The sequence below is a fragment of the Nevskia ramosa DSM 11499 genome (assembly GCF_000420645.1).
In the GTDB taxonomy this organism is placed as follows: domain Bacteria; phylum Pseudomonadota; class Gammaproteobacteria; order Nevskiales; family Nevskiaceae; genus Nevskia; species Nevskia ramosa.
In genome coordinates this window covers 154,269-166,520 of sequence record NZ_ATVI01000006.1, presented here as the reverse complement: position 1 = coordinate 166,520, position 12,252 = coordinate 154,269, and the positions used below count along the sequence as shown (strand labels likewise).

The following is a 12,252-nucleotide window of genomic DNA, read 5'->3' as shown; positions in this document are numbered from 1 at the left end:
TCAAGCGCCGCCAGCGACGGTCATCGCGTCGATCAGCACCGAGCCGCAGCGCACGCCGCCCCGGGTATCGACATCGGAGCCGATCGCGGCGATGCCGCGGTACATGGTCGCCAGATTGCCGGCGATGGTGATCTCGTCGACCGGGTAGGCAATGACGCCGTTCTCGACCCAGAAGCCGCTGGCGGCGCGCGAATAGTCGCCGGTCACGGTGTTGACGCCCTGGCCCATCAGATCGGTGGCGATCAGGCCATGGCCCATCTCGCGGGCCAGCGCTTCAAGGCCGCCGTCGAAGGTCGAATCGACGATCAGGTTATAGATGCCGCCGGCATTGCCGGTCGATTCCATACCCAGCTTGCGGGCGCTGTAGCTGCCGAGCAGATAGCCGCCGAGCACGCCGTGATCGATCAGCTGGCGCTCGGTCGTCGCCACGCCTTCCTGATCGTAGGCGCTGCTGCTGGCGCCGCGGAGCAGCCACGGCATCTGCCGGGCGCTCACTCTCGATGCGAACACCGCTTCACCGAGCTTGCCGTGCAGGAAGCTGGCACGGCGATACAGGGAAGCGCCTGAAATCGCGCCGATGAAGTGACCGAACAGGCCGCGCGCCACTTCGGCCGGAAACAGCACCGGCGCGGTCTGCGTGCTCACCGAGCGGCCGCCGAGGCGCGCAGCAGCTCGCTCGCCGGCACGCTTGCCGATCGCGGCAGCAGCGTCGAGATCGGCGTAGCGACGTGTCGCGCTGTACCAGTGGCCGACCTGCATCGCATCGCCGTCAACCGCGATCGCGGCGCAGCCAAGGCTGTAATCGGTGGCACGGCGGCAGCCGAGGAAGCCGTGGGTGTTGGCGTACAGGCTCAGGGATTCGCGGGTGTCGACGCTGGCGCCTTCCGATTGGGTAATGCGCGCATCGGCGGCAAACGCCGCAGCCTCGCACTCGCGGGCGAGATCAATGGCCGCTTCCGGCTCGACGATCGCCGGGTGATAGAGATCGAGATCGGGAAATTCGCGCGCCATCCGCGACGGATCGGCGAGGCCGATGCAGGGATCTTCGCCACCGACGCGGGCAATTGCGCAGGCCGCTTCGACGGTGCGCTTCAGTGCTGCATCGGACAGGTCCGTGGTGCTCGCCGAGCCGGTGCGATGGCCGAAGAACACCGTGACCGACAGATCACGATCGCGCTGGAACTGTACCGATTCGACTTCACCTTGACGCACAGCCACCGACAGGCCGCGGCTGACACCGAGATAGCTTTCAGCAGCACTGGCACCCAGTGATTGCGCCAGCGCCAGCGCAGCGTGCAGACGCGGTTCGAGGTCGCGGGCTTCGGGCAGGCCCTGAATCCGGGCCGGGGGCGTTGCAGTCATTAGCAGGGACGGAAAGGTCGCAAAGGATCGCGGCAGCTTACGGCAATCCACGGGCGTAAAGGCTGGCGAAGGCGGCGCGGGCCCGTGCGAAGATTGGTTCGCTGCCGCCACTCCATCCTCCACGAACCTGCTCCCATGAACTTCACCACGCTCAAGATCGAACTCGACGGCCCCGTCGCCCGCCTGCTGCTGAATCGGCCGGACAAGGCCAATGCGATGTCCGAAGCGATGTGGGCCGAGCTGCCTCAGGCCGCCGCCTGGCTGAACACCCAGAAGCAGGTGCGTGTGGTGATCCTCGCGGGCAGCGGCAAGCATTTCACCGCCGGCATCGATCTCGAAGTGCTCGCCGGCCTCAGCCAGCGAGTGCTGGGACCGGGCTGCCCGGCGCGGGCACGCGAATACCTGCGCGACTGGATCCTCGGCGCCCAGGCAACGATGACCGCGATCGAAAACATCCGGGTGCCGGTGATTGCCGCGATCACCGGTGCCTGCGTCGGTGCCGGGGTCGACATGATCGCGGCCTGCGACCTGCGCTATGCGACGGCCGATGCGAAGTTCTGCATCAAGGAAGTCGACCTCGCCGTGGTCGCCGATGTCGGCACCGTGCAGCGCCTGCAGCCGATCATCGGCTACGGCCGGGTCGCCGAGCTGACCTATACCGCCGAAACCTTCGATGGCAACAAAGCCGAGCGTATCGGCCTGGTCAACGGCGTGTTCGCCACCTCTGAAGCGCTGATGGCCCACGTCGAAACCCTGGCCCGCGAGCTTGCGGCGAAATCGCCGATCACCGTCCGCGGCGTCAAGAAAAGCTTGCTCTATTCGCGGGACCACACGGTCGCCGAAGGCCTGGAATTCGTCGCCGGCTGGAACGCTGCGATGCTGATCTCGGCCGATATCCAGGAAGCGGTTGGTGCCTACCTGCAGAAGCGCAAGCCGACGTTCGCTGACTGAAGCAACAGGGCAGGCTGCCATGCGTGAACAAGCTCACGGCAGATGGCAACGGAGCAGGTGACCATTCCCGCGCCCCGCCTGCCTCGTGAGCGGGGCCATCCTGAACTCGGAGACCGATGAAGATGAGTTCGACGATTGCGGTCCGCTGGTTGGGACTGATGCTGCTGGTGCTTGCGCCGTTCAAAGCCATCCAGGCGCAGGACGCCAATTCCACAGCCGAAGCGGCGAAGGTCGCCTGGCAAGATGCTGCTGCGGCACTGCAGCGGGGCCCACAGGAAGTGAAGCTCCGTGATCAGGGGCTGTTGAAGCTTCCCGAAGGCTACGGGTTCGTGCCGCTGGCCGAATCGCGCAAGTTGATGGACGTGCTCGGCAACTCGGTCGGGGACAATTTCCTGGGCCTGATATTTCCGGTCGGCAGCGAAGATGCGGACTGGACGGTATCGATTGACTACGATGCCGCCGGCTATATCCGTGACGACGATGCCCGAGAGTGGAACGCCGACGACATGCTGGCAGACCTCAAGAAAGGGACCGAAGCTGGCAACAAGCGGCGCATCGAGCGTGGCTATCCGGGTCTGGAAATCACCCGCTGGATCGAGCCGCCGACCTGGGATGCCATCAATCAGCGCCTCGTCTGGTCACTGGAAGCGCGCCAGATCGGTGCGGCGCCGGACGCCGACACAACGGTCAACTACAACACCTACGTACTCGGCCGCGAAGGCTTCTTCGAGATGAACCTGATCACCACGACTTCGAAGATCGAGCGTTACAAGTCGGACGCCCGGACGCTGCTGGCGGCCGTCGCCTTTGACGACGGCAAGCGCTATGCGGACTTCAAGCCCGATACCGACAAGGTCGCCACTTACGGGCTCGCGGCGCTGGTCGGTGGTGTGGCGGCGAAGAAGCTGGGTCTGCTGGCCGTGCTCGGGCTGTTCCTCGCCAAGTCCGCGAAAGTGATCGTCCTTGCCGTCGCCGGCATCGGCGCGCTGGTGACGAAGTTCCTGCGCGGCAAGAAGGCTTGATCGGCGGATGCTGAGCGCGCTGCTACTGCTGCTGAAAGGCGCGAAGCTCGGCAAGTTCCTGGTCACCGGCGGCACCATGCTGGTGTCGGTGTTCGCCTATGCGCTGCTGTTCGGCTGGCCGTATGCGGCCGGTTTCGTCGGGCTGATCTTTGTTCACGAGATGGGCCATTTCATCGCGGCGCGGTCGCGCGGACTGGACGTCGGCGCGCCGACCTTCATCCCCTTCGTCGGCGCCTGGATCCAGCTGAAGGATCAGCCGCGCGATGCCGAGACCGAAGCCTACATCGGCATGGCCGGGCCGCTGGTTGGCAGCTTCGGCGCGCTGGCCTGCTACTGGATGGCACGCGAGACCGGCAGCCGCCTGTTGCTGGCCCTGGCCTACTCGGGCTTCTTCCTGAACCTGTTCAATCTGATCCCTGTATCGCCGTTCGACGGTGGGCGGATCACGGCCGTGATCTCGCCGCGACTGTGGCTGATCGGCGCGCCGCTGCTGGTCGCGCTGTTCTTCTGGCGGCCGAGCCCATTGCTGATCCTGATGGCGGTCCTGGCCTGGCCACGTCTGGTCGAGGCCTGGCGCGGTATCCGTACGCCGGAAGCGGCGCAGTATTACGAGGTCGATATCGAGACGCGCACCTCGTACGGCCTGCTCTATCTCGGACTCGCAGCTTTCCTGGCGATCATGTGCCACGAACTACATAGCGAACTGCCGCGCGGCTAGGGTTGCAGCAATGAAAAAGGCCGACCCTCGCGGGCCGGCCTTCTGTTCTACCTCGTGCTACTTCAGCGCAGATCGATCGCGATGCTGCGGACCTGGGTGCCGCCGGCCGGGCCGATAAGCGCCGTACTACCAGCCACGCCAACTGGTGTCGCAGCACCCGTGGCCAGGTTGATGCGATACAGGTCCGACGGGCCGCTGCCGGTGGTGTTGATCGCCGCCAGCACCAGGCCATTGGCGCCACCGGCGATGTCCAGCCCTGCGTCGCCGCTGGCAGTGACGCCGAGCGGGCCGACTGCCACCAGCGTGCCGTCGTTCGGCGGCGTCTGGGTGTACAGCGTCGTCGCATCGAGGTCGTACAGCGTCGTCGTCGTGGTGCCGGCGTAGCTGTTGGTGTACGCCGCTGCGACGATCTGACCGGCTGCGCCGTTGAGTGTCAGATCGGCATCGGTGGCGCCGGTGGCAACGTTGATGCGCAGATTGCTGCCGGTATTGTCGACCACCCGCAGACGATCCGGAACCGGATTGAAATCGACGCCGGAAATCGCGCCGGCGGGCAGTGTCGTGTAGACCGGAGGCAGCGTGTCGGCCGGGTTCGCGGCCAGGGTCGCCGACAGCGTGGCCAGACCCGTCGAAGTGTTGATCACGTAGATCTGGTTCAGCGAGCTGACGGCGTACAGCAGGCCGTTCGCGGGCCGGAAATCCATGCCCAGCAGTTGCTCGCCGGAAACGGTGCCGGTGATCGCCAGATCACTGGTCGCATTCGGCGCCAGCACGTTGCCGGTCTGCGAGAACGACAGCAGGCGGTTGTCGCTGGTCAGCGCGTAGACCTTCAGGCTGGTGCCAGTGGTCAGCGCCAGGCCGCGCAGCGGTGCCGCCGCCGTGGTGCCGAGGCCGCCGCCGACGGTGCCGATCACCGTTGCCGCGCCGGTGGTCAAGTTGACCGTGTACAGCGTCGATGCCGCGGCGCCCGCCACGCTGGTCGCCAGCAGGGCGGTGTTGTTGCGGCCGTCGATCAGGAAGGCATCGACCTTGCCGACATCACCGGCACCCAGCGCGCCGATGGTGCTGGCCACGCCGCTGTTTGGATTGCCCGGATCGTCGGCAATGCCGTTGGCCGGGTTGCTGCCGATCTGCACCAGGGCATCGGCGCCGCTGTCTATCGCGTACAGCGTCGTCGTGCCGGCCGCCGGCACCGCGTTGGTGTAGGCCGCGCCGCTGAGCGAGCTTGCGCCGGAGATCGCCGTATCGGTGGTGACCAGGCACTGGCCGGCAGGATTGGGATTCGGGTTGATGCGCAGGTTCAGGCCGCTGTCGGCAATCACCCGCAAGCGATCCGGTACCGGGTTGAAACCTACACCGTAGCTGGCTCCGGTCGGCAGCACCGAGTAGGGCAGCGTGGTGTCAGCCGGATCAGTGGCCAGCGCGCACAACGCAGCGGCGACACCGGCATTGCTGAGCGAATACAGCTTGTTGTCGCTGCCAAGGCCGACGATGCCGCCCGTCGATGGGCGGGTATCGATGCCGAGCAGATCGGTGCCCGCGGGCAGGCCACTGATCGCGCCGCTGGTGCACAGCTTGGTCGGCGAGCCGCGCATGAAGCTGACATAGCGGTTCGCGTTGGTCAGGCCGACCAGTTCACCCGGGGTCTGGCTTGGCGTTGCCGTCTGCGGGCTGGTGGCGAAGCCCGCCGCCGATTCGCCGGCGTTCAGAGCGATGCTCTTCGTGACAGTTGCCGCGCCCGTCGTCGTGTTGATCGTGTAAAGGCTGGCGCCGCTGGACGTGGTCAAGACCGCATAGGCGGTATTGGTGCCCTCGGCAGAGGTGGCGATCCCGAAGCCGTTGACGGAGTCGATATCGAGGCCCAGGCTGCCGATCGCCGTCAGAACGCCATCGTTCGGCGGGTTCTGCAGAAACAGCCGATCGCTGGCCGGATCGATCGTGAATTGCTGAGTCCGGCAGGCGGCGTTGAAGGCATTGGTATAGGCGGTGGCCGAGGCACCGCTGGCTGCGCCGTTGAGCGCGGTGTCGGTGATCGTCAGGCCGGTATCGATGTTGATGCGCAGGTTCTGGCCCGCGTCAGAGATCACGCGGAGGCGATCGGGCACCGGGTTGAAGTCGATGCCGAAACGGACACCGGCGAGGCCGGTGTACGGCGTCGTCGTATCGGTCGGGTCGGCGGCCAGCGTGCTGACCGCGATCGCAGCGCCGGTGGTTGGATCAAGTCGCACGATGCGGGCACCCGCGGGCCCATTGACCAGTGCATAGAGCAGACCGTTGCGTGGACGGAACGCGAGGTCGAGCACTGTTTCGCCGGCGGCGAGGCCGCTGATCGCAGCGCTGAACAGTACGTCGCCGGTGCCCGCGAGATTGATGCCGAGCAGACGGTTGGCACTGGTGACCACGTAGCTGTCGGTGATCACCGGTGAAGTCGGTGACGGGGTTCCTGGCGGGCCGTCCTCCTTGCTGTCGCAGCCGGACAGGAACAACGCAGCAGCAACGAGGGCCCAACTCTTGTGGCGCGTCAGCATGATGAATCTCCATGAGTTCAGTGCACAGCCAGCGATTGCCGGCATCCTTGTGGTTCGAGGCCGCGCAGCAAACAGCGCGGCCTCGCGGCCCCCGCTCACCCGTGTTTCGGAAGGTGGAAATGCGGAAGGCCCACGAGTCTGCGTACACCGATCACATGGAATCGGATGCGCAAAATGGCCATGAAAAATCACATGGCCGACTTTCATCGGAGACATGTCAGACGTGTGTTATTTCAACGTCATGAAAATGTCGATTTCGCGCTGATTCAGGTCTTCAGCAGATCGAGCAGCCGCTGATGCAAGCCGCCGAAATCGCCATTGGTCATCACCAGCACGCGGTCGCCCGGGCGGGCTTCGGCGGCGATCGCGGTGGCCAGCTGGGTTGGATCGTCATGCAGGCGCAGGCGCTCGCCGATCGGTGCCAGCGCGCTGCCGGCGTCCCATTTCAGATCGGGCCTAGCGTAGACGAAGGCGAGGTCGGCATCGGCGAGGCTGTCGGCGAGATCGCCGCCGGCATGGCCGCCGAGCCGCATGGTGTTCGAGCGCGGTTCGAGCACTGCCAGGATGCGTCCGGGACCGCGTTCGCGCAGACCGGCGAGAGTGACGCTGATCGCCGTCGGGTGATGGGCGAAGTCGTCGAACACTTCGACGCCGCGCGCGGTGCCGAGCAACTCCAGCCGGCGCTTGATGCCGCGGAACGATTCGAGGCCACGCAGCGCATCGGCCGTCGATACGCCGACATGTGCGGCCGCCGCGATTGCCGCCAGCGCATTGGCGCGGTTGTGTGGCCCGGCCAGCGGTGTGTGCGCGGTGCCCAGCGTTTCGCCGCGATAGCCTAGGGCGAAGCCGTCCGCGTTGCGCGTCGCTTGCCAGCCACGCGCATCCCGGCCTTCGCCATCGAACCACTCGATGCCAGACCAGGCGCCCATCGCCAGCACGCGGGGCAGGTTCAGGTCCTGCGTATTGACGATCAGCCGGCCTTCGCCGGGCACGGTGCGCACCAGGTGATGGAACTGTCTTTCGATCGCCGCCAGGTCCGGAAAGATGTCGGCGTGGTCGTATTCGAGGTTGTTCAGGATCGCGGTGCGCGGCCGGTAGTGAACGAATTTCGAGCGCTTGTCGAAGAACGCGGTGTCGTACTCGTCGGCCTCGATGACGAAGCACTTGCCGCGGCCCAGGCGCGCGGACAGGCCGAAGTTGACCGGCACCCCGCCGACCAGAAAGCCCGGTTCCAGTCCTGCTTCCTCGAGCAGCCAGGCGAGCAGGCTGGTGGTCGTGGTCTTGCCGTGAGTGCCGGCAACGGCGAGCACATGGCGCCCCTTCAGCACATGCGCCGCCAGCCATTCGGGGCCGGAGACATAGGGCAGACCGACGTTCAGCACGTGCTCCATCGCCGCATTGCCGCGGCTGACGACATTGCCGACCACGACCACGTCCGGTGCCGGATCGAGATGCTCGGCCAGATAGCCGGGCATCACTGCGATGCCGAGCTTTTCCAGCTGGGTCGACATCGGCGGCCAGCCGTTGGCATCCGAGCCGGTGACCTTGTGGCCAGCCTCGCGGGCGAGCGCGGCGATGCCGGCCATGAAGGTGCCGCAGATACCGAGGATGTGCAGGTGCATCAGCTTCCTCCGAAGACGAGCTTCAGCACCGGTCCGGCGAAGGCGACCAGCAGCACCACATTCATCACGCAGAGCAGTGCCAGCACGCCGGAGCCGAAGTAGCCGAGGTTGGCCGCCTGGCGGAGCACGTGGCCGGTGACGGCGAAGAACCAGATGGTCAGCAGATCGAGCAGCAGCGAAGCACCGCCGGGCAGATCCGGCATCTGATCCGGGCTGATGGTCAGCGGTGCGCCGCCGGCGGGAATGGCGTCCTGCGCCACGCGCAGCGATTCCAGGAACGCCATCATCCCCGGCATGATCGCCGACATCGGCAGGCTCATGATCAGCAGCAGCACCGAGCCGGTGGCCAGCAGTGTGTTGCGGGTCTGCACGTAACGAGGTTCGAGGCCGCGCAGCCGCAAGGTGGTGCGGACGAACATCGACAGAGCGGCAGTGGCGACCACACCGCTGGCGAGCGCCATCGCCAGCGGCAGCATCTGGCCAAGCACCGCCGCGGTCGCGACGATGCCGAGAACGATGCAGCCACGGCTCAAGCCCGGGTCTTCGCGATAGGGAAAATCGGCCGGGCCGGCACGGAACAGCAGGATCTTCAGCGTTGCCTGGAACGCCTCGCTCAGCATCGGAATAGGGAATGGTGGGTGCGGGAAAGCCGCATTCTAAGCGGCCTGTTGAAGGCTCAGTCGTCCGATACGCGTGCACGCCGGGCTGGTCGCTGCTGCCGTCGAGGCTTGCGCCCCGAGATACCGGTGGCTTCGTGCGAAACTGCCGCGCAAATCCACGAGACTCGACCTTGAACGCCGCCGTTGAACTGATCGTCACCGCCGATGCACTCGCTGCACGAGTCGAAGGCTGGAAGCACCGTCCCTGGCTGGCGCTGGATACCGAGTTTCTTCGCGAAGACACCTATCACCCGATCCTCTGCCTGGTGCAGGTCGGCGATGGTGAATCCGATGTCTGCATCGACACCCTGGCGCTGGCGCCCGAAGCGCTGAAGCCGCTTTGGGCCCTGCTCACGGCACCGGCGATCACCAAGGTGCTGCACGCGCCCTCGCAGGATCTGGAAATCTTCGTCCGCCTTGGCGGCGATACCGTCACGCCGCTGTTCGATACCCAGATCGCCGCCGCACTGCTTGGCCATGGCGATCAGCTCGGGTATGCGGCCCTGGTCGACAAGCTGCTCGGCATCAAGCTCGACAAGAGCCTGACCCGCACCGACTGGTCGCGCCGGCCGCTGACCGGCCCTGAGCTGGCCTATGCCGCTGCCGACGTGCGTCACCTGTCGGAAATCCATCCGCGCATGCGCGAGGAACTGATTGCGCTGGGTCGGCTGGCCTGGCTGCAGGAAGACTGCGCACGCCTGGCCGAGCCGGCGCGCTACCGCAATCCGCCGAACGAAGCCTGGAAACGCCTGAAAGGGCTGGGACGGATGCCGCCCGCGGCGCAGCCGGTGGCGATGGCACTGGCCGGCTGGCGCGAGCGCATCGCCCAGGAGCGGGACCGCCCGCGCAAATGGATCCTCGATGACGATGCCCTGTACCGCATTGCCGAACGCGCGCCGCGCGATCTCGAAGAACTGGCGGCGCTGAAGGTGCTGCCGGTCAAGACCGTCGAACGTCACGGTCAAGCGCTGACATCACTGGTCGCTGCCGCGCAGGCCGAAGCGCCACGGCCAGCGCTGGTCGACGAGCCGCTGACCGAGCCTCAGAAGGCGAAACTGAAGCGGCTGCAGGATGGTCTGCGCACGATCGCCGAGGCGCAGAACCTGCCGATCTCGCTGATCGCACCCAGGGCCGATCTCGAAGCGATGATCCGCTTCGGCGCCGCTGCCGAGGCCACCGTGCTGCAAGGCTGGCGTCGCGAACTGGCCGGCGAAGCGCTGCTCGCACTGCTCTGAGCGGAAACGACAACGCCCGGGTCTCGCATGGCGAGGCCCGGGCGTTGGATGCTGCGGCGATCGATTACAGCGTCGCGACGATGCGATCGAAAATCTGGTCCATCGTGCCGATGCCGTCGACGGCGACGACCTTGCCCTGCTTGCCGTAGTAATCCAGCAGCGGATGGGTTTCGGCGTTGTAGACGTTGATGCGGTGGCGGATCACGTCTTCCTTGTCATCGTCGCGGCCTTCCTTCTGGGCACGGTCGAGCAGGCGGGCGATGATTTCCTCATCGGCCACGGCGAGGTGCACGGCGCGCGAAATGCCGGGCTGACCGAGACGCACCAGCATCGCGTCCAGCGTTTCGGCCTGCGCGGTGTTGCGCGGGAAGCCGTCGAGAATGAAACCCTTCTTGGCGTCATCCTGGCCAAGGCGTTCCTCGACGATGCCGATGACGATCTCGTTGGCCACCAGCTGGCCAGCGTCCATCACCGCCTTCGCCTTGCGGCCGAGTTCGGTGCCAGCCTTCACGGCAGCGCGCAGCGCGTCGCCGGTGGAAATCTTCGGGATGCCGTAATGGGCGACCAGCTTTTCGCCTTGCGTGCCCTTGCCCGAGCCGGGCGCACCCAGCAGGATGATTCTCATGGTGCAGACAGCCCCTGTGTGAGCCGCATGTGTGCGGCTTCGTTCGGAAGAAAGCGATCACAACAAAGCGGCAGTCTGGCGTGTGTGGTGACGCCGACCGCAGCGATAAGTGAGCGCGATGGGCGAAACGGTACCCGGTGGATGCGTACCACGTCAACGCGGAAATCGTGCCAGCGCGGTTATACTTTGGGCCATACCCATCGCGTTCTCCGCGCCGGACCCCGCTCCGGTCCGTCAGCCTCCGGTCCTTTCGCCTCGTCCTTGCCATGCCTCGCAATGCCTTCTACGCCCAATCGGGCGGCGTCACGGCTGTCATCAATGTTTCCGCCGCCGGGGTCATCGAGACCGCAAGACGCTATTCGCAGACGATCGGCAAGGTCTACGCCGGCCGCAACGGCATCATCGGCGCACTAACCGAAGATCTGATCGATACCTCGCTGGAATCCGATGCCGCGATCTCGGCACTGCGCTACACCCCTAGCGGCGCCTTCGGTTCCTGCCGCTACAAGCTGAAAGGTTTTGACAAGAATCAGGCCGAGTACGAGCGCCTGATCGAAGTGTTCAAGGCCCATGACATCGGCTACTTCTTCTACAACGGCGGTGGCGATTCGGCCGATACCTGCCTGAAGATCAGCCAGATGGCCGAGCGCCTGAACTACCCGCTGCAGGCGATCCACGTACCGAAGACCATCGACAACGATCTGCCGATCACCGATTGCTGCCCGGGCTTCGGCTCGGTGGCCAAGTATGTGGCCGTGTCGATCCGCGAAGCCGGCTACGACGTCGCGTCGATGGCCAAGACTTCGACCAAGGTGTTCATCCTCGAAGTGATGGGCCGTCACGCCGGCTGGATCGCCGCTGCTGGTGGCCTGGCCTCCGAGAACGAAGGCGACAGCCCGCACATCATCCTGTTCCCTGAAGTCACCTTCGACGAAGCCGCGTTCCTGGCGAAAGTCGATCACTGCGTGAAGACCTACGGCTACTGCACGATCGTCGCCAGCGAAGGCCTGCACGCGCCGAATGGCGAGTTCCTGTCCGAAGCCGGTGGCAAGGATGCTTTCGGCCACGCGCAACTCGGTGGCCTGGCGCCGCTGCTGGCCGGCATCGTCAAGGACAAGCTTCAGTACAAGTATCACTGGGCGGTGGCCGACTATCTGCAGCGCGCCGCGCGCCATATCGCTTCAGCGACTGACGTCCAGCAGGCCTATGCGGTTGGTCAGGCGGCCGTCGAGATGGCCGTGGCCGGCAAGTCCGGCGTGATGCCGGCAATCATCCGCACCAGCGATTCGCCGTACACCTGGAACATCGCCGAAGCGCCGCTGGCCAGCGTCGCCAACGTCGAGAAGAAGATGCCGCGCGACTTCATCACCGCCGACGGCTTCCACATCACCGCAGCCTGCCGCCGCTACCTGGCGCCGCTGATCCAGGGCGAGGACTATCCGCCCTACGTCAACGGTCTGCCGGCCTACGTGCAGTTGCAGAACATCGCCGTGTCGAAGCTGACCGGCCGCGAGTTCACGGTCTGAAGTT

At 65.7% G+C, this 12,252-nt stretch carries 10 protein-coding genes; 5 read left to right on the top strand and 5 right to left on the bottom strand.

What is annotated here, in order from left to right; all coding sequences use genetic code 11:
- Positions 1–1,362, bottom strand: coding sequence for a metalloprotease PmbA (gene pmbA / locus G513_RS0107575; protein ID WP_022976224.1), 1,362 nt, complete (start codon positions 1,360–1,362; stop codon positions 1–3).
- Between the two features lie 135 nt (positions 1,363–1,497).
- Here pmbA and G513_RS0107570 point away from each other — a divergent pair, with 135 nt between their 5' ends.
- The 3 genes from G513_RS0107570 (at position 1,498) to G513_RS0107560 (ending at position 4,053) form a co-directional block, all read left to right on the top strand.
- On the top strand, positions 1,498–2,313 hold the full coding sequence (locus tag G513_RS0107570; protein WP_022976223.1) for a crotonase/enoyl-CoA hydratase family protein: 816 nt from the start codon (positions 1,498–1,500) through the stop codon (positions 2,311–2,313).
- Positions 2,314–2,435: 122 nt separating this feature from the next.
- Positions 2,436–3,335, top strand: a complete 900-nt coding sequence (locus G513_RS0107565) for a DUF2167 domain-containing protein (protein WP_169560561.1) — start codon at positions 2,436–2,438, stop codon at positions 3,333–3,335.
- A gap of 7 nt (positions 3,336–3,342) precedes the next feature.
- Positions 3,343–4,053 (top strand): site-2 protease family protein, encoded by a 711-nt coding sequence (locus G513_RS0107560; RefSeq protein WP_022976221.1) that lies wholly within the window; start codon positions 3,343–3,345, stop codon positions 4,051–4,053.
- A gap of 62 nt (positions 4,054–4,115) precedes the next feature.
- Here the strand turns inward: G513_RS0107560 and G513_RS24785 are convergent, their stop codons facing one another.
- The 3 genes from G513_RS24785 to G513_RS0107545 all read right to left on the bottom strand — a co-directional run bounded on the left by G513_RS24785 (position 4,116) and on the right by G513_RS0107545 (position 8,823).
- A complete protein-coding gene (locus G513_RS24785; protein WP_022976220.1) occupies positions 4,116–6,581 on the bottom strand; it encodes a DUF4394 domain-containing protein in 2,466 nt (821 codons plus the stop codon).
- 266 nt (positions 6,582–6,847) lie between these two features.
- Positions 6,848–8,203 (bottom strand): UDP-N-acetylmuramate:L-alanyl-gamma-D-glutamyl-meso-diaminopimelate ligase, encoded by a 1,356-nt coding sequence (gene mpl / locus G513_RS0107550; RefSeq protein ID WP_022976219.1) that lies wholly within the window; start codon positions 8,201–8,203, stop codon positions 6,848–6,850.
- Positions 8,203–8,823 carry a hypothetical protein gene (locus tag G513_RS0107545; protein ID WP_022976218.1) on the bottom strand — a complete coding sequence of 207 codons (621 nt, stop codon included), beginning with the start codon at positions 8,821–8,823 and terminating at the stop codon, positions 8,203–8,205. The genes mpl and G513_RS0107545 overlap by 1 nt, the downstream gene beginning before the upstream one ends.
- A gap of 170 nt (positions 8,824–8,993) precedes the next feature.
- Here G513_RS0107545 and rnd point away from each other — a divergent pair, with 170 nt between their 5' ends.
- On the top strand, positions 8,994–10,097 hold the full coding sequence (gene rnd, locus G513_RS21945) for a ribonuclease D (protein ID WP_022976217.1): 1,104 nt from the start codon (positions 8,994–8,996) through the stop codon (positions 10,095–10,097).
- Between the two features lie 64 nt (positions 10,098–10,161).
- On the opposite strand, the gene G513_RS0107535 is transcribed toward rnd, so the two are convergent.
- Positions 10,162–10,722: an adenylate kinase gene (locus G513_RS0107535; protein WP_022976216.1), complete on the bottom strand. Its 561-nt coding sequence runs from the start codon at positions 10,720–10,722 to the stop codon at positions 10,162–10,164.
- 266 nt (positions 10,723–10,988) lie between these two features.
- On the opposite strand from G513_RS0107535, the gene G513_RS0107530 reads away from it, so the two are divergent.
- The gene (locus tag G513_RS0107530; RefSeq protein ID WP_022976215.1) at positions 10,989–12,248 is read left to right on the top strand and encodes a 6-phosphofructokinase; all 1,260 of its coding nucleotides are present in this window, start codon (positions 10,989–10,991) and stop codon (positions 12,246–12,248) included.
- The last annotated feature ends 4 nt before the right edge of the window (positions 12,249–12,252 follow it).